Origin of the sequence: Limnospira sp. PMC 1279.21, from assembly GCF_032349615.1 — a bacterium.
Classification (GTDB): domain Bacteria; phylum Cyanobacteriota; class Cyanobacteriia; order Cyanobacteriales; family Microcoleaceae; genus Limnospira; species Limnospira fusiformis.
The window spans coordinates 1-17,002 of record NZ_JARPLU010000053.1 but is presented as its reverse complement, the minus strand read 5'-3'; the positions used below and the strand labels follow the sequence as shown (position 1 = coordinate 17,002).

Annotated in this window: 17 protein-coding genes; 6 read left to right on the top strand and 11 right to left on the bottom strand. The window is 42.9% G+C overall.

Features of this window, described 5'->3' with window-relative positions; all coding sequences use genetic code 11:
- Positions 1 to 46 precede the first annotated feature (46 nt).
- A complete protein-coding gene (locus P5683_RS10445) occupies positions 47 to 1,480 on the bottom strand; it encodes a circularly permuted type 2 ATP-grasp protein (RefSeq protein ID WP_035760220.1) in 1,434 nt (477 codons plus the stop codon).
- A 143-nt stretch (positions 1,481 to 1,623) separates the two neighbouring features.
- Complete coding sequence (locus P5683_RS10440) at positions 1,624 to 2,166, bottom strand: hypothetical protein (protein ID WP_006626043.1); 543 nt, start codon at positions 2,164 to 2,166, stop codon at positions 1,624 to 1,626.
- A 120-nt stretch (positions 2,167 to 2,286) separates the two neighbouring features.
- On the opposite strand from P5683_RS10440, the gene P5683_RS10435 reads away from it, so the two are divergent.
- Complete coding sequence (locus P5683_RS10435) at positions 2,287 to 3,279, top strand: aspartate carbamoyltransferase catalytic subunit (RefSeq protein ID WP_006626044.1); 993 nt, start codon at positions 2,287 to 2,289, stop codon at positions 3,277 to 3,279.
- Positions 3,260 to 4,090 (top strand): hypothetical protein, encoded by an 831-nt coding sequence (locus P5683_RS10430; protein WP_315639796.1) that lies wholly within the window; start codon positions 3,260 to 3,262, stop codon positions 4,088 to 4,090. Before P5683_RS10435 ends, P5683_RS10430 begins: the two co-directional genes overlap by 20 nt.
- Here P5683_RS10430 and P5683_RS10425 read toward each other — a convergent pair.
- Positions 4,085 to 5,083: an isochorismatase gene (locus P5683_RS10425; RefSeq protein ID WP_006626046.1), complete on the bottom strand. Its 999-nt coding sequence runs from the start codon at positions 5,081 to 5,083 to the stop codon at positions 4,085 to 4,087. The two genes, P5683_RS10430 and P5683_RS10425, sit on opposite strands and share 6 nt — an antisense overlap.
- A gap of 58 nt (positions 5,084 to 5,141) precedes the next feature.
- Entirely contained in the window at positions 5,142 to 5,567 is a 426-nt protein-coding gene (locus tag P5683_RS10420; RefSeq protein WP_006669038.1) for a helix-turn-helix domain-containing protein, read from the bottom strand.
- 406 nt (positions 5,568 to 5,973) lie between these two features.
- Between P5683_RS10420 and P5683_RS10415 the strand changes: the two genes are divergently transcribed.
- The 3 genes from P5683_RS10415 (at position 5,974) to P5683_RS10405 (ending at position 10,230) form a co-directional block, all read left to right on the top strand.
- Positions 5,974 to 7,764 carry an ABC transporter ATP-binding protein gene (locus P5683_RS10415; protein WP_006626049.1) on the top strand — a complete coding sequence of 597 codons (1,791 nt, stop codon included), beginning with the start codon at positions 5,974 to 5,976 and terminating at the stop codon, positions 7,762 to 7,764.
- 112 nt (positions 7,765 to 7,876) lie between these two features.
- Complete coding sequence (locus P5683_RS10410; RefSeq protein WP_006619497.1) at positions 7,877 to 8,341, top strand: DIP1984 family protein; 465 nt, start codon at positions 7,877 to 7,879, stop codon at positions 8,339 to 8,341.
- 296 nt (positions 8,342 to 8,637) lie between these two features.
- Positions 8,638 to 10,230 (top strand): Hsp70 family protein, encoded by a 1,593-nt coding sequence (locus P5683_RS10405; protein WP_006626051.1) that lies wholly within the window; start codon positions 8,638 to 8,640, stop codon positions 10,228 to 10,230.
- A gap of 26 nt (positions 10,231 to 10,256) precedes the next feature.
- Here the strand turns inward: P5683_RS10405 and P5683_RS10400 are convergent, their stop codons facing one another.
- The 4 genes from P5683_RS10400 to P5683_RS10385 are packed head-to-tail and all read right to left on the bottom strand — an operon-like array spanning position 10,257 to position 12,985.
- Complete coding sequence (locus tag P5683_RS10400) at positions 10,257 to 10,979, bottom strand: metallophosphoesterase family protein (protein ID WP_006626052.1); 723 nt, start codon at positions 10,977 to 10,979, stop codon at positions 10,257 to 10,259.
- A 24-nt stretch (positions 10,980 to 11,003) separates the two neighbouring features.
- Positions 11,004 to 11,756, bottom strand: coding sequence for a metallophosphoesterase family protein (locus P5683_RS10395; protein WP_006626053.1), 753 nt, complete (start codon positions 11,754 to 11,756; stop codon positions 11,004 to 11,006).
- Positions 11,749 to 12,252: a L,D-transpeptidase gene (locus P5683_RS10390; protein ID WP_006669039.1), complete on the bottom strand. Its 504-nt coding sequence runs from the start codon at positions 12,250 to 12,252 to the stop codon at positions 11,749 to 11,751. Before P5683_RS10390 ends, P5683_RS10395 begins: the two co-directional genes overlap by 8 nt.
- Before the next feature lie 40 nt (positions 12,253 to 12,292).
- Positions 12,293 to 12,985: a bifunctional 4-hydroxy-2-oxoglutarate aldolase/2-dehydro-3-deoxy-phosphogluconate aldolase gene (locus tag P5683_RS10385; protein ID WP_006626055.1), complete on the bottom strand. Its 693-nt coding sequence runs from the start codon at positions 12,983 to 12,985 to the stop codon at positions 12,293 to 12,295.
- Positions 12,986 to 13,047: 62 nt separating this feature from the next.
- Between P5683_RS10385 and P5683_RS10380 the strand changes: the two genes are divergently transcribed.
- On the top strand, positions 13,048 to 14,067 hold the full coding sequence (locus P5683_RS10380) for a glutathione S-transferase family protein (protein WP_006669041.1): 1,020 nt from the start codon (positions 13,048 to 13,050) through the stop codon (positions 14,065 to 14,067).
- 56 nt (positions 14,068 to 14,123) lie between these two features.
- On the opposite strand, the gene P5683_RS10375 is transcribed toward P5683_RS10380, so the two are convergent.
- The 3 genes from P5683_RS10375 to tnpA all read right to left on the bottom strand — a co-directional run bounded on the left by P5683_RS10375 (position 14,124) and on the right by tnpA (position 16,836).
- Positions 14,124 to 15,443 (bottom strand): site-specific DNA-methyltransferase, encoded by a 1,320-nt coding sequence (locus P5683_RS10375; protein ID WP_006626057.1) that lies wholly within the window; start codon positions 15,441 to 15,443, stop codon positions 14,124 to 14,126.
- Between the two features lie 10 nt (positions 15,444 to 15,453).
- Positions 15,454 to 16,329 (bottom strand): hypothetical protein, encoded by an 876-nt coding sequence (locus P5683_RS10370; protein ID WP_006626058.1) that lies wholly within the window; start codon positions 16,327 to 16,329, stop codon positions 15,454 to 15,456.
- An 87-nt stretch (positions 16,330 to 16,416) separates the two neighbouring features.
- Entirely contained in the window at positions 16,417 to 16,836 is a 420-nt protein-coding gene (gene tnpA, locus P5683_RS10365; protein ID WP_006669042.1) for an IS200/IS605 family transposase, read from the bottom strand.
- Between the last annotated feature and the right edge of the window lie 166 nt (positions 16,837 to 17,002).

The window sequence follows — 17,002 nt, the reverse complement described above, 5'->3', positions numbered from 1 at the left end:
ACTCAAAATGTAACGACAATTGTGGCTAACAAAGTTACCGCCAAGATTAGAATAAAACCCAAGTATCCTTACTGCCGCCCCCTTGGGAAGAGTTCACCACCAAAGAACCTTTTTTCATAGCCACGCGGGTCAAGCCGCCTGGATGAACATAAACCCCTTGAGGACCGTAAAGGATATAGGGTCGTAAATCGACATGACATCCCTCAAAGCTATCGCCTAGCAGGGTAGGAACGCGGGATAAAGAAAGGGTAGGTTGAGCGATATAATTGCGGGGGTTCGCCTTAATGCGTCCAGCAAACTCTAGTCGTTCTTCTTCTGTGGCTTGAGTCCCAACTAGCATCCCATAGCCACCAGCTTCGTTAGCGGCTTTAACGACTAATTTATCAAGGTTAGCCACCACATATTCAAGTTGCTGAGGTTCCCAACATAGGTAAGTAGGAACATTAGCCAAAATCTGATCTTCTCCCAGATAGTAGCGAATCATCTGGGGGACATAGGCATAAATTACCTTATCATCAGCGACACCGGTACCCAAAGCATTAGCCAGCGCGACGCGACCATTGCGATAGACCTCAGTGATACCAGGAACTCCTAAAAGTGATTCAGGATTAAAGGTCAGGGGGTCAATAAAGGTATCATCAATGCGGCGGTAAATGACATCAACCCGCCGTAAACCTTTTGTGGTTCGCATTTGCACATAACCATCTGCTATCACCAAATCCCGTCCTTCCACCAATTCTACTCCCATTTGTTGGGCGAGGAAAGAATGTTCAAAATAGGCAGAATTATAAATCCCCGGAGTCAGAACCACCACGGTCGGGTCATCGATGTGGGAAGGGGCTAAATTCAGCAGGGTATCTAGGAGATGACTGGGATATTCATCAACGGGTTGAATCCCTAGGGTAGCGAAGATTTGGGGAAAGGTGCTTTTCATTACCCGGCGGTTTTCCAGAACATAGGAAACCCCAGAGGGACAGCGTAGGTTATCTTCTAAAACATACCATTGACCATCGCGATCGCGTACTAAATCCGTCCCCGTGATATGACACCAAATATTTTTAGGGGCTTCAATTCCCATACAGGGTTTAAGAAAGCCTTTAGATGAGTTAATCAAATCTTCAGGAATCACACCATCTTTGACTATTTTCTGATCACTGTAAATGTCAGATATAAACAAATTGAGAGCCTGAATTCTCTGGATTAGTCCTCGTTCTAAATACGCCCATTCCTGCGCGGAAACAATACGAGGAATCATATCAAAGGGCAAAATCCTCTCGGTCCCCTCACTATCGCTATAAACGTTAAACGTTGCCCCTAGTTTCATCATGGCGGTTTTCGCCGCCTGTTGTCGCATCCTAATTTCTTCTGGGGACAGGGAATTAAGCCTATCTATTAACAGTTTGCCTTCGGGTCTCGGTTCCCCTGGAGAGGCAAATAGTTCATCGTAGAAATCACCTGGATCGTAAGAATCAAATAGCACAAATTGTAGCCCCAACTGCTCTAACACCTCTGATGATAAGGGGCTGAGTCCGTCCGGGAACTGTAGTTAATGATACCAACTGGTTAACCCCAAGTTAGTGGTGTTTTTTGTCGGATCCAATTATACCATACAACGGGTCACAGTTACAGTACAATTTCCTGGCCCCTATTGGTAAAGTGGACTTGTTGGATTTGCCAAACGGGGTTGCTAGTTAGGGTTTGGCGTAAACTACCGAACAGCGCTAGTTGTTCACAGGAGGACAGGGAGGTAAACACGCGGGGGCTATTGCTGGGAACCCGAAAATCTATGGTGATGGTATGCTGATGGCGGATAATTCGATACCCCAAGGAAAAGTCGGCGGATTCCTGGTTGTCTAAAACCTGCTTGACTGCCAATTCTAGGGACTGTTCCGCCGGAAGTGTAATGCTTCTTGGTACTAGGTTTTGACAGGTGCTGTCGGCTTGATAAAGGGTGACTGGGATAGTGTTTGCTGTGGGGACGGTGGGTTCTTTTAGGGGCGGCGGCACGGGAGGGGTTTCTGGTTTGCTTTGGGCGCTGCTGGTTTGGGGGTCGGGTTGGTTGATGGGGGTTTCGGAACTTTCCTCAACGGGGACACTACAGCTTGTCAAGGCGACAATCATCACTGTAGTCAAAACAGGGGGTAACAAATGTTGGATACTAATCATGGCTGGTATATGGGTATGGGGTATAGTTAATCATTCAAGGCTAAAAGGCTTGACTCCGAATAGCAGTCACCTGTCCCCGTTCTCCGGCGCGATCGATAAATATTTCTTGAATGAGGCTAAATGGTTACGACAAACTGGAATCGCCGACATATCCTATCTCTGGCTGATTTCACTGCTGCTGAATATGATACGGTTTTGCAAACTGCTGCTAGTTTCCGGGAGGTTCTCGGACGTAGGACTAAAAAAGTCCCGGCTTTACAGGGTCAGGTGGTGGCTAATTTGTTCTTTGAACCTTCGACCCGGACTCGCAATAGTTTTGAATTGGCGGCGAAACGTCTGTCGGCGGATACGTTGAATTTTGCGCCGGGGACTTCTTCGCTGACTAAGGGTGAAACTATCTTGGATACGGCTAAAACTTATTTGGCTATGGGAACGGATATGATGGTGATCCGACATCGTGAAGCGGGGGTTCCTTTGGCGATCGCCTCGGAGATGGATCGCCTTAATACTCAGGTGGCGATTTTGAATGCGGGAGATGGTCAACATGAACACCCATCCCAGGGATTATTGGATTTGTTTACTATTTGTCGGGTTTTTGACCCGGAAAATCCCCGCCTGGATTTATTGCGGGGTAAGAAAATTGCGGTGGTTGGGGATATTTTGCATTCTCGGGTGGCGCGGTCTAATATCTGGAGTTTGACGGCTACGGAAATGGAGTTGCATTTAGCTGGTCCGCCGACTTTGCTACCTAAATGGTTTGCGGGGTTGGGTAGCGATCGCCCGGGAAAATTGTTTTTACATTGGAGTTTAGATGAGGCTCTGGCTGATGCTGATTTTGTCATGACTTTGCGCTTGCAAAAAGAACGGATGACTAATTATTTATTGCCGAGTCTGCGAGAGTATCATCAACTCTATGGGATGACTACAGAACGCTTAAAGTTATGTCGTCCTGATGTCAAAATTCTCCATCCCGGTCCGGTTAATCGCGGTGTGGAAATTAGTTCTGAGTTGATGGATAATCCCGATCGCAGTTTGATTTCTCAGCAAGTTACTAACGGTATTGCGGTCAGGATGGCTTTATTATATTTGATTGGTGTCGGTAAGGGAGGATAGACGACGGGTGCAGGTATTTCCAGACCCTCAACAGTTACAAATGGCTATGGATGCGATCGCTCAATTTGAGGCCTCTCCTGTTCCTGGGGTCTGGCTAGGCTTGGATCGGGAACAGGTGATTAGTGAAATGCGATCGCGCCTTCAAAACCCCTTTAGTCTCAGTCAGGGAGGACAGCCTTTTTGTGGTCCGGCGGTGATTATTTTTGAACTGATTAGACATCACCCCCAACAATATGTCAAAATTTGCCGTAACTTGTTTCAACTCGGCGGCTTTCATACCCTCAAAAATACCTGGATTTCTGCCTCGGAACGTCTGCGAAATACCCACGGCAACTTTCTGATGCCTCAAGCTGATTGGATGCTACTTTCTACCCTGCGAGAATCTCAAAATTTATGGCTTCCTATTGAGCCTAATGCGCCGGATATTCTCCGTAACTTGGCGGGAATTACTAAGCCCTGGGAAATTGTGGGATGGACTCAGGAACTTCTCGGCTTTGCTGATGTTAATTTCACCAAACCTTATTTATTTGGTCATCTCCAAGCTATGGAAAATGCCACTGCTGTTTTAGACCAAGGTGGGGTGGTGTTGGCTTTGATAAATGCTGAGGCTTTACTCAAAAATAAGCCGCCTTTAATACCTTATCCTAGTCATTGGGTGGCGGTGGTCAGTGCTATGGATTTCACTGATACTAATTCTCCCCAATTAATTGATTTTCAAGTTTACAGTTGGGGTCAAAAAATGCGGGTTACAGCTACTCCTCAAGCCTTCTCTCTCCACTTCTGGGAAGCTATCACCGCACAACCATTATAAGGCGATCGCATCGGTGGATTTAACTAGATTAATTCCGGCGGCAGAAAACCTTTGAAATGCGGCTTCTGCGGCTTCTGTGAAATCGACTACACCTGGAACTATTACCGGAGAAGTACAATCTTCTAACACATAAACCCGTTGCGCTAAAGTGCGATCGCGATGTTGAATTTCTGTCAGTAAATCCTCCACAGTCCAGGCGACACAGTGACTCTTAGCTTGACCCGCAATAAATAGCAGATCAAAGTTCAGCAGTTTCTCAATTAGTCCCTGATTTTTGTTCCCAATACTCACGCCATTACTAGCTACTAAAACCTCTGGCTTTAGAACCGAATAATTTTCCGTGAGGGGATGTTGACCTTTGAATTCTAGGTGAGTTTGACTGTAACGGGCGATATTATGAAAAAATAGGGCTTCTTCTACTCCTGAAACTAAAGCATGACTAATACCGCCCACCATACCATGATAGGGCCAAATCGTGAGAGGATAGCGCCCCCCTTCCGTCAATTGATGGGTATAATAGCGGGCGTGTTGTGCTAAAGTTTGTTCATCCCAACCCCTAAAATTTGGGGCGATCGTTGGATTAACCCGCCATCGACCTTTAGCGATATCCTCATCAGTAATAGTCCTTCCCGGTTCGGGATATTCACCACTATCATTCACCCAAAAAATCGGATGAAAAATCTGCATAGCAGTGTGAGTATCTAGGGTGGCTATAATTTCAGTAATCCTCCCCAAATGGCGATAAATAAACTCACATAATCGTTGATTATCTTGTAGCGCACCCCTCACAAATAACTCAAATCCGGGAATACAAAATGTATTCTGAACATCAATTAGTAATAAACCGATTCGTTTAGTATCCCTAGCTGCCGGTTGAATGTCATGTTCTTTGGCCCAAAGCCGTGCCTCTCTCTCCCGCTGCTGATAGGGTACTTTCCACACTTCCTCAAGTTTATGACTATCAAAGAAAACCGGAATCGGCAATTTGTTCATGAAAGCCCCCTAGGATAAGCCCGCACTGCCAGTTTCAGCTCTCCACAATTTAGCCAGACTAAATTTGCATATTGAGCCTATATCTAATAGTAGCATAAACCACATTATATGAGACTTGTAACCCATATTTTTCTTGTAGCCAGCTTTGGACATCACAATAAGTTTTAAAGCCAGAGTCTTGGCGAGTCAGCTTATACTTGAGTTCCTGTAACGCATCCGGGGGAATTTTTTGCCTACGTCCTTTTTTATATTCATTAAAAATTAAACGATCTATTCCACCTTGTTTATAGCGATTTAACCAGCGATGGATCGTAATTCGGTTCACCCCTAATACTACCGCTAATTTAGTAATACTACTAACCTTATTAGACTTGAGCAGATAAAGTGCTTTAACTTTCGCAAACCCCTCAGTTGCTATGGTTTGAGACATTAAACAATTCAGGTCTTCGAGCGTTTCTTGGATTTCCAATTGACGGTATTTCATCTCAATCACTCCAGGCTATGCAAGCCAATCCAATTAATCTTGATGATGATTTGCTAAAAATAAATATTCGATCGCATTAAAAATCACTTAGACCCAGCTATAAACAGTGATCAAATATACTGAATATTCAATCCTCCCTCAATTTTCACTAAGGCTAATGATTAATAATTGCCCTACCATTTAAACCCAGCTTACCAAGATAATCAACTGATTAATAAAATTACCCACAAAACCCACTTTATAAATCTTTTGCCTCCCCCCAAAACCTCCAAAACCCACCTTTTTTTAGGCTACTACCACATCCCAGAATATTTGGACCATCCCCAGATACCCTTGACAAAAAGCTGGCTATGTGCATAAAATAAAAAATTATCATATCTCTACAAAACTTAACAACCTTTAAATTGTGACCAAAAATCCTACTATTTCTAAGTCCCCTCTGAGGCGGTTATTTGAATATGCCGATCGCTATCGTCTGCAAATTTGGCAGGCCAGTATTTGCTCAATTCTCAATAAAATCTTCGACCTAGCGCCTCCGGTTCTCATTGGTGCGGCGGTGGATGTGGTAGTTAATGAACAGGACTCATTTATCGCCGGATGGGGTATTGAAAATGTCCAAAGTCAACTAATTGTTTTATCGATTATCAGTGGCATAATTTGGGGTTTAGAATCCCTATTTGAATATATTTATAAACTACTGTGGCGTAACCTCGCCCAAACCATTCAACATGAACTGCGTTTAGATGCTTATCGACACCTGCAAAATCTGGAGTTATCCTATTTTGAAGAACGCAGCACCGGCAGTTTAATGTCTATCCTGAATGATGACATTAATCAACTGGAAAGATTTTTAGATGTTGGGGCTAATGAAATTCTGCAAGTAGTGACCACAATATTAATTGTCGGCGGTGGTTTTTTCATTATATCTCCCGAAGTGGCTGGGTTGGCTATGCTACCGATGCCGTTTATTGTTGGGGGTTCCATACTGTTTCAAAAAAGGTTAGCGCCCCGTTATGCAGAAGTCCGCGAAAAAGTTGGTTTTCTGAATGGTCAATTGTCTAATAATTTGACGGGTATTACCACCATTAAAAGTTTTACCGCCGAAGAATATGAAGCGGAAAGAATTGGCAAGCAAAGTCAAGGCTATAGACTAGCTAATCGACGTGCGATCGCTTTTTCTGCCGCCTTTATTCCCCTGATTAGATTCTTGATTTTCTTTGGTTTTACTGCCACCTTAATTGTTGGCGGTTTACAAACCATAGAAGGACGGTTAGCAGTAGGCAGCTATAGTGTTTTGGTGTTTATTACTCAGCGTCTGCTGTGGCCTTTAACTCGCCTAGGAGAAACTTTTGACCAATATCAACGGGCGATGGCTTCTACCAATCGGGTGATGAATTTACTAGATACCCCCATTGCTACTCACCCCGGAAATATTGCCTTAAATAGTCAGGAAGTTAGGGGAGAAATTGACATTAAAAATATCACTTTTTCCTATAACCCTCAAATGCCAGTCATTAAAAACCTATCCCTATATATTCCTGCGGGAGATACCATTGCTATTGTCGGGGCTACTGGGTCTGGTAAAAGTACGTTGGTCAAACTGTTATTAAGGTTATATGAAATCCAGTCAGGAACCATTTTGATAGATGGCATAGAATTACAACAAATTAAACTGGAGGACTTACGAAAAGCGATCGGTTTAGTCAGTCAGGATGTGTTTCTGTTTCATGGGACTGTAGCCGAAAATATCGCCTATGGCACTTTTGATGCCAGTTTTGATGAGATTGTTAATGCCGCGAAAGTGGCTGAGGCTGATGGTTTTATCAATAGTTTTCCCCTAGGATATGATACGATTGTGGGAGAAAGAGGTCAGAAACTATCGGGAGGACAGCGACAACGAATTGCGATCGCTCGTGCTGTTTTGAAAAATCCCCCCATTTTGATATTAGATGAAGCGACATCAGCGGTAGATAATGAAACGGAAGCAGCCATTCAGCGATCGCTGGAATACATCACCCAAAATCGTACTACTATTGCGATCGCTCATCGTCTTTCCACTATCCGCAATGCTGACTGTATTTATGTGATGGAAGATGGTCAATTAGTCGAGTGGGGAAGACATGAGGAATTGCTGGAAAAACAGGGAGTTTATAACGGCTTATGGCGAGTTCAGTCGGGCTTGAGGTTGTCACAGTAACCATGACTGCTAGAGAGCAAAATTAAGTCTTGACAAAAATTGATTTTAGATTTAAAATGGGGGTATTGTCGGAAAATGTCCTAAACCATATACCGTTAATTTGGGGGAGGTGATGGTTGTGAAATTAGCAGAAGCCTTAATTTTACGCGCTGATCTGCAGAAGCGAATCGCTCAATTACAACAGCGGTTGTTGCGAACTCTGAAAGTTCAGGAAGGCGAAGAACCTCCCGAAGATCCCCAAGACTTAATGGGGGAGTTAGAAAATCTAAGCGCTGAACTGCTGCGTTTAATTCAGCAAATCAATCGGACTAACTCAGTCACGCAATTAGAGGGAAAATCTCTATCAGATGCTTTAGCAGAAAGGGATACACTCAAACTCAAGCGCAGTGTTTATAAAGCGGCAGTTGAAGCAGCATCAGAACGCTACGATCGCTATACCAGAGGAGAACTGAAAGTATTAACTACGATTAATGTGGCTGAGGTGCAAAAATTGACCGATAGTTTAGCCCAAAATCATCGACAACTAGATACAAAAATTCAGGCTTTAAATTGGGCAACCGATCTAATTGAGACTTGAATAAACCCGGATAATTGTTGGTAGCCAAACCTTCAGAAGCGAGTGTGAACCGCCAACTCGGTAAGTTGGGAACATCAAACAAAAAAAACATGGTTGGATACTGGGCGTATTCTGGGTTCGACTCCCATTACAAATTTTGCCCAGCATTGTAACAAGGTTACAAGAGAAATGTCACATTTTACTACCGCATACTGGTCTGTATGGTTTGGTGAGGGTGGGTTAGGGGATAACAATTATCTGTAGGGGTTGATTGTCCTATAATATACTATAGGCCAATATTATTGATATAGTATCCAATGACGATCGCGATCGATTTGGGAACCAGTAACACAGTAATTTCCCGTTGGAACCCAGTTACTGAACAACCGGAAACCCTAAAATTACCTGGTTTGTCACAAATTTCAGCCCAAAATCCCCCATTAATTCCTAGTCTGCTTTATGTAGAAAATGCCAAGGAAAAACAAGTTTTATTAGGTCAACAAGTGCGCGATCGCGGTTATGATTTAGCCAACGATCCGCGTTTTTTCCGTAACTTTAAACGGGGAATTGGTAGTAATATTCAGGGATTTTTACCAGAAATTGACGGTGAGATAATCACCTTTGAAACCGCCGGAGAATGGTTTTTAAAAAATGCGATCGCCGCTATCAGCAACATTCCCCTAACGGTAGATTCCCTAATTTTTACAGTACCCGTAGATAGTTTTGAAACCTATCGCAACTGGTTAGGTCGTATCTGCGAGTCCTTGGAAGTCCCACAAGTGAGGATGATAGATGAACCGACAGCGGCGGCGTTGGGTTATGGATTAGGCGATCGCCAATTATTGCTAGTCATAGATTTTGGTGGTGGCACCCTGGATTTATCCCTAGTCCGTTTAGATGCCACGACCGCCAAAAATCCCCTAGGTTTTATTCTGAAATGGGGTCAAAAATCCTTAGCGGAATCTTCTGGACAAAAAGCCAAAACCGCGAGAGTTATCGCCAAATCAGGTCAGAATTTAGGAGGTTCAGATATCGACTATTGGCTGGTAGATGATTTCGCCCAAACCCAGGGATTAGTCAAAAATGCTTTAACCACCCGTTTAGCCGAAAAGCTGAAAATTCAGTTATCCCTAAAAACCCAAGCCAGTGAAGTTTATTTTAATGAGGAAACCTTCGAGAGTTACGAGTTAGAAATGACTCGCGATCGCTTCAATGAAATCTTGACACAAAACCAATTTTTTGAGAACCTAGATAAAGCCATGGGTCAGGTTTTACAGCAGGCGCGTCGCCAAGGGATAGAAGTGGGGGATATTGACGCGGTTTTATTAGTAGGGGGGACTGTACAAATTCCGGCTGTTCAAGACTGGGTAAAGCAATATTTTAACCCTAGTCAAATTCGCAGCGAAAAACCCTTTGAGGCGATTTCTCATGGTGCATTACAACTAAGTTTAGGCACTAAAATTGAGGACTTTCTTTATCATAGCTATGGTGTTCGCTATTGGAATCGCCGGGATAATTGTCATGATTGGCATCCAATTATTAAATCTGGTCAACCCTACCCCATGACAGAAGCGGTAGAATTATTGTTAGGCGCTTCCTTAGAAAATCAACCCAGTATTGAATTAGTTATTGGTGAATTAGGCGACGAAACTGGGGGAACAGAAGTCTTTTTTGATGGCGATCGCCTAGTTACTCGCAGTCTCAACACTGGAAAAGCTACTGTCCAACCTTTAAATGATACTGACACCGGACGCAGTATTGCTAAATTAACCCCTCCGGGAAATCCTGGTAGCGATCGTATTCGGGTACAATTTCAGATTGATGAACAGCGTTTTTTACGAATTACAGTCGAGGATATATTGACCAGTCAAACCCTATTAAATAATCAAACAGTCGTCCAATTAAGCTGACACCAGGGGGTTAGGCTGATTATCTGTCACGGTGCATAATTAAAATGGCGGGGGCTAGATATAAATTCATCAATCCAGCTTTCCCGTCGTTTTCCCTGTTGATTAGCTTGCCAAATTTTACCTGTGTTGATATCCAAACAAGTTAGCCACCCTTTAGGGCTATATACCCGTGTATCAAGACAAATTGCATAGCCAAAATTTACAGGTTTTCCGCTTTTCTGGCTAGTATGACCACATACCATAGTTTTACCAGAATAGTGAGGTTTAGCACTATAAAACTTTTCCCAAAATAAATGGTGATTGGATTGTTTAGATAGGGGGATATTGGGCGCAACATTAGCATGAACAAAAAAATGAGTTTCTTCTTCCCAATAGTCTAAACAGGTTTGTTCGACAAATTCCCAATGTTCAGGTAAAATATGGTTAATTTTAGGTTTTTTTCGGGATGAATTTTGGTAAGATAATATAGTTTGTTGACCGCCACAAATTTTCCAGGTATCTAAACTGTTAGGATGCGATCGCGCTGCTAACATCATAATTTCATGATTTCCCCGTAGAGGGATTAACTGACCCTGATTATACAGATAAATTAACCTATCAATTACCCCCTTAGAGTCAGGACCGCGATCGACATAATCCCCCAGAGTAATCACGCGGTCATCTGGTTGAATACTTACCATATCTATGAGAGTATCAAAGGCTTTTGAACAGCCATGAATATCACCAATCGCCAAAATTCGCATAAACATTAATTGAGATATTTTGCTACTATTTTAACGCCGATTTAGGCGCATCCTAAATCGAATCGGGACGTAGGGAATCTCAAAATCATCAATCCAGCCAGTTTGTTTTTCCCCCTTTTGATTAGCTTGCCAAATTCTGCCACTATTGACATCTAAACAAGTTAACCAACCCTGACCACAAACCCAAGTATCAATGCAGATAGCATGACCAATATTAAGAGGTTGACCAGTTTTTTGGGTAGTATGACCGCAAACCATAGTTTTTCCAGAATAGTGAGGAGAAGGATGATCAAATGATTGCCAAAATAGCATCCTTTCCGGTTGTTTATTTAAAGGTAAATTGGGATACACATTAGCATGAACAAAAAAATGCGATCGGTTTTCCCACCAATTTCGACACACCTTTTCGAGAAAATACCAGTGTTTTTCAGGGATAGAATTAATCGCCTTATACCCGCCATTATGACCATAAGAAGCGATAGTTTCTTCCCCTCCAGAAGCCTGCCAATGATACCAGGCATCCCAACCCAAAGAACGCGATCGCAACATCAAAATTTCATGATTTCCCCGCAAAGCAATCAATTGTCCTCGGTCATGTAAATCGATGAGGCGATCGATAATTCCCTTCGAGTCTGGGCCGCGATCCACATAGTCACCCAAGGTGATAATCTGGTCATTTGGTTGCAGTTTAATCGCCCTAATTAGGGTATCAAAAGCCACCGAACAACCGTGAATATCACCAATTGCCAAAGTTCGTTTAGGCTTGTAAATCCTATTACTCATGTACTATAACAGGTGTGCCAACTGATGCCCACTCAAACAGCCATCTAGCATGGTCTACAGCAACATTTGTGCAACCGTGGCTAACTGGAGTTCCAAACATATTATGCCAATAAGCGCCATGAATTGCCATGCCGCCATCGTAGTACATTGTATAAGGAACATCCGGCACATCATAACCAGGGCCAGTCATACGGGTACTACGATACTTAGTTTGAACCCTAAAATTACCAACACGGGTAGGAGTTGAGGGTTTTCCAGTAGAAACAATCACCGCATAAACGGCTTTATTTCCCTCCCAAGCGATCAACCGTTGGCGAGTCAGATCAATTTGAATCCAACGTTCCGAAGACTGTTGTAAATCCAACATCCGCCGCGCTATCATGTTATGAAATTCTTGGGCTTGTACCGGAGTTGAGTCCCCGTAAAGCAGTGTTACCCCTAGACTCAGCCCCGCTACCAATAGTCCCAGCTTACGCCATGGAATTGAACTTTTCATGATTTCACCTTCCTAGAGTCTGTGCATGACTAAATCCATTTTAGAAGAATTTTACCCCTTCTGAATCATGGGATTTGTCCCCGTTTTCTGATTTATCCCCAGAGTTCAGGATATCTATTAAATGTTGCGCGCGCCCAGTAATTTCCTGCCAGTTACCCTGGGATATCGCCTGTTTAGGGAATAAATCTCCTGATAATCCCACCGCTATAGCCCCCCCTTGAATAAACTTCATAGCATTGTTTAAAGTTACTCCCCCAGTAGGAATCAAGGGTATTTGACCTAGGGGACCCTGTAAACTTTTAATATAATCAACACCTCCCACCGCTGAAATCGGAAAAACTTTAACACAACTCGCCCCATTTTGCCACGCAGTCACAATTTCCGTCGGCGATAAAGCCCCCGGAATTATCGGAATTGTCCTGGCTTGTGCTAATTGAATTAATGATAAATTAATGTGGGGAGAAAATATAAATTGTGCGCCACAATTGACAGCATCCCGTAAATTTTGCTCAGTTAAAATTGTGCCAGTCCCAATTAAACAATCCGGCAACTCTGACCTAAGTTTACTAATGATTTCCGGTGCCTTTTCACCATTCCAGGTAATTTCAATTAAGCGAATACCGCCCCGGCTAACAGCCCCAGCCATTTGTAAACCTAGTTCCCAACTGGGGGGGCGAATTACAGCGATCGCTTTATGGGTTTTCAGTTGTTTTAACCAATCGCTATTTTCCATAATCTCTAACTTGGTTATAATAGTTAAATTAGTCTCACTACAACAATTCCTGTTCACTAATTATGGCCCCCACTCCCACTCCCACCAAAAAAAGCGGTAGCCCCCTCCCCCCAGGGGCGATCGTCCGTTTAGGAAAGTTCGCCTGGACTACTATGTGGCGGTTGATGATGTCAAAGTTAGCCCCCCGTAATTCTTCTGGGGAATATATCCGCCCCGAAAGCCAATTTCGCCACCAGGTAGGGACAGCAGCCTATCCCCCAGAGGCGGGACGCTATCAGTTAATTGTGGGCTGGGGTTGTCCTTGGGCCCACAGAACCCTAGTTGTCCGGGCTTTAAAGGGGTTGTCCTCTGCGATATCCATAAATATCGTTTCTCCTTCCCCCGACTCGGGAATGTGGGTTTTTGACCAGCCAGAAGTCGAATTTAACACCCTACCTGAATTCTATCATAATGCTAAACCGGGTTATCAGGGGCGAGCTACTGTCCCCCTCTTGTGGGACACGCAGCAAAAGGCGATCGTCAATAATGAAAGCGCCGAAATTATTGTTATGTTAAATTCCGAGTTTCAGCAGTTCGCGAAATACCCCGATCTAGATTTATATCCTCCCGCCTTAAAAGAAGCGATCGACTCTTGGAATGAGCAAATTTATCAATATGTTAATAATGGTGTCTATCGCTGTGGTTTTGCCCAAACCCAGACCGCCTATGAAACCGCCTGTAATCAGCTATTTGATACCCTCGATTTAATCGACAAAACCCTAGCCAATTCCCGTTATTTATGTGGCGATCGCATTACCTTGGCAGATGTCCGATTATTTACCACCCTCTTTAGATTTGATACCGTTTATTATAGCCTGTTTAAATGCCACCGTCGCCGCCTAGTGGATTATCAAAATCTCTACCCCTATTTGCGCGATATATATCAACTTCCCGAAGTCGCCGAAACCTGCAACTTAGAAGTTATTAAACGAGACTATTACGGCAATTTATTTCCCCTCAACCCCGGCGGAATTATCCCCCTCGGTCCTGACCTGGAGCTACATCAACCCCATGACCGCGATCGTCTTACCCAAACTAATTAATTTTCTAGTGATAGCAAATTATCTCCCATGACCCTGATTCCATCTAACCAGAATAATTATCCATTACCCTGCCATGTCTTCACAATATCCTCAATTTGTGCGGGGATGGGGCTAGGTACAAAAATTGAGAAATCCGTGATTTTAGTGTCCTGATTATCTAATCTTTTAGCCCGATTATCTAATTGGTCAGAAGCGCCTTGGTCAAATAATGTTGGTTGTATATAAACTTCCTCTGAATTACTCCCACTACTTTTGACAAAATCACCCATAGGTTTAATACCATGTTCAAATCGATTTAAAATTGTCTTAAACGCTTCTATACTATGATCTACACCAATCCAATTACGTTGCATTTCATCAGCGATCGCCAAACTTGTCCCCGAACCGGCAAAACCATCAAGTATCAAATCTCCTGGATTCGATGAAGCCGCAATTATTCTTCTCAATAAATCAGGATTTTTTTCAGTTGGATATCCCGTAATTTTAACATTTTGATTATAAGCATCCCGGAACTCTAGCCAAATATCCTGAACTCCCACCCCTGAATGTTCATTGAGATAAACCTTCCTTCTAGGATTACCATTTTTAGACCAGAATATTTCACCTCGTGCGTCCATTTCATCCAGAGTCTTTGGGGGATATTGCCAATGTTTACCCGGAGGCGGCATTTTACCCCGCCAAGGCTTCCCAGTTTCACCATGACGCACACCTGGTGCATGGAGTGGAACCTTCATAAATTGACGACCAGTTTCTGGTTCAATATATTGATACTCCTTTTTACTATTTTCCGACAAGGGGACTTTGGGTTGATTCCATATATATGTATCTGACTTGGTATAAAATAATATAAAATCTGCGGTTTTCCCATAAGTTCTACGAGTATAATTTTTGGGATTGCATTTTTGTCTGACTATCATATTTCGATAGTTTTCAGCACCAAAAATTTCATCCATTATTAGCTTGATATGAAAAATCATCTTTTCATCAAGATGTAAATAAATTGAGCCATGATTTGACAGTAATTGATGCAGCCATATCAGACGTTCTCGTAAAAATTCCACGAACATAGCACCCGTTAAGGTATCATCATAAGCCTTCGACTGTTTTCGTGACAAAAAATGGCTTTCTGTTGCAAAGGGTGGGTCTATATAGATTAAATTAATACTCCCGCATATTTCGGGTTCCGTAGCCAGTAAACGAAGAACATCTAAATTATCGCCAAAGTATAACCTTTTAGGTGAAGCATGAGAATAAATACTTTGATATTCGACTAAATCACTATTAATAATTTCCTGGTATGATTTTTTATGGGCATAGACCAGCTCAACTTGATTATCGTCAAGCAATTTATCTTTTTTAGGTATTCCAATTGCCATAAATTAACTGTTATGATACTAACCACTCGATGTTTATGCGTTCTGGAAACATTCGGAGAGTAACCACCTTAACTTTACCATACCAAGCATCCTCAAGATCCGCATAATCTCGCCACATTGAACCCAGAAGTAAGCCGGGGCCATCGTTAAGGAATATGACTTTAAGATTTAATCCATTAGTTTGAGCATATTTCAGAATCTCACTAGCACAATCACGATACTGGCCTGTTCGATCATCTTCTTGAGTACCACCTCGGTCTGAATCATACCTAGCTAAACCCACAGCAACTGGCTGATTATTATGTAATAAAACAAAGTCTACTGGGCGATTTGGTCGAGGATAATTATCAAAAAATTCTCCTAATATTACATCTTTGCCAGCACGTTGAGGGCCGATAATCTCCAGTTTTGAATATTGTTCACGAACGATTTTAAATAGCCTTTCTGTTAGATCATATCCTTTTTTACCACGCTCCTTATATTCCCAAAGCACGGCACATAAAGCCTCATCAGGCATAGGTCTCGACAAAAATTGGGATTGAACTTCTGTAATTAAACGAAATCCCTTGCCAAATCGATTACATATTTGATCAGCATTTGATTTTTTTTTGAGCATTTCTACAGGTGTTTCTGGACTCACATATTTTCTGAATACTCGACCAAGTTGTATCCGCATCCAAACGGGTTGGATTTGTGTAATTGCCAAAAATAGATCCGTTGAAGAATGGGACGACTTTAACAGATGACCAAATGTGACCAGTACAGGTTGATAAAGTTCACAGGCTAATGATAGGATATCTGGATAGTATTCACCAGCAAATAACGTGATCCAAAGATGACCATCTTCTTGATAATCTCGGAAGCTGGTTTGCTCATTTTTTGGCAATTTGCTAATCTCTCCTTTTCATTGAACAAAAATAGCGACGCATTCCCCCACCTCGCGTCAGCAGGTGGGGGTCAAGGATCGGTCAGGTCAATCATCGTAGCCTTGCCCCTCTATGTAAGCTTTGAGGACATCCAACGAGGCGCAACCAGCCGAGACGACACTAAATCCACGCTTCCCAAAAACCGGACGACCATAGTACGGTTTCAATTGTCGCACAAAACGCTTCCTGATTTCGCGGCTGGTAACGGTCTTCATCGTATTGCAGAGCTTAGAAATAGAGACCATTAGAGCTAGGTCAACCAATAAATGAATATGGTCATTAGTCCCTAAATCTGCCTTCGCCTCTTCTAGGAGACAATCATTCTTCTCGCAGATGCTCCGACAAAGTTCGCTCATGTCCTCTTCTATCTCCCCAGAGATGACGGGATGACGGTATTTGGTGACAAACACTATATGAATCTTGATGCTGGCAACGGTGTGAGAGAAAGACCTGAGAGCTTTTGACATTTAGTTCACCATGGGTTAACATGACACCATGCTAACCAACAAACCCACATCAATCATCCATACAGACCGATGGAATCTTAACCCGACAGCAGCAGCGCGAGTGCTGCTAATCCAAACGGTTGAGGTCTCCCTAGGTGTCTGTCGGCATTTGATGGGAATTCTCTTA

Coding starts and splice junctions, on each gene's coding strand:
- P5683_RS10380 (WP_006669041.1), top strand. CDS start 13,048: ATGGCCCCCACTCCCACTCCCACCAAAAAAAGCGGTAGCCCCCTCCCC.
- P5683_RS10440 (WP_006626043.1), bottom strand. CDS start 2,166: ATGATTAGTATCCAACATTTGTTACCCCCTGTTTTGACTACAGTGATG.
- P5683_RS10405 (WP_006626051.1), top strand. CDS start 8,638: ATGACGATCGCGATCGATTTGGGAACCAGTAACACAGTAATTTCCCGT.
- tnpA (WP_006669042.1), bottom strand. CDS start 16,836: ATGTCAAAAGCTCTCAGGTCTTTCTCTCACACCGTTGCCAGCATCAAG.
- P5683_RS10375 (WP_006626057.1), bottom strand. CDS start 15,443: ATGGCAATTGGAATACCTAAAAAAGATAAATTGCTTGACGATAATCAA.
- P5683_RS10420 (WP_006669038.1), bottom strand. CDS start 5,567: ATGAAATACCGTCAATTGGAAATCCAAGAAACGCTCGAAGACCTGAAT.
- P5683_RS10390 (WP_006669039.1), bottom strand. CDS start 12,252: ATGAAAAGTTCAATTCCATGGCGTAAGCTGGGACTATTGGTAGCGGGG.
- P5683_RS10400 (WP_006626052.1), bottom strand. CDS start 10,979: ATGTTTATGCGAATTTTGGCGATTGGTGATATTCATGGCTGTTCAAAA.
- P5683_RS10410 (WP_006619497.1), top strand. CDS start 7,877: ATGGTTGTGAAATTAGCAGAAGCCTTAATTTTACGCGCTGATCTGCAG.
- P5683_RS10425 (WP_006626046.1), bottom strand. CDS start 5,083: ATGAACAAATTGCCGATTCCGGTTTTCTTTGATAGTCATAAACTTGAG.
- P5683_RS10435 (WP_006626044.1), top strand. CDS start 2,287: ATGGTTACGACAAACTGGAATCGCCGACATATCCTATCTCTGGCTGAT.
- P5683_RS10395 (WP_006626053.1), bottom strand. CDS start 11,756: ATGAGTAATAGGATTTACAAGCCTAAACGAACTTTGGCAATTGGTGAT.
- P5683_RS10385 (WP_006626055.1), bottom strand. CDS start 12,985: ATGGAAAATAGCGATTGGTTAAAACAACTGAAAACCCATAAAGCGATC.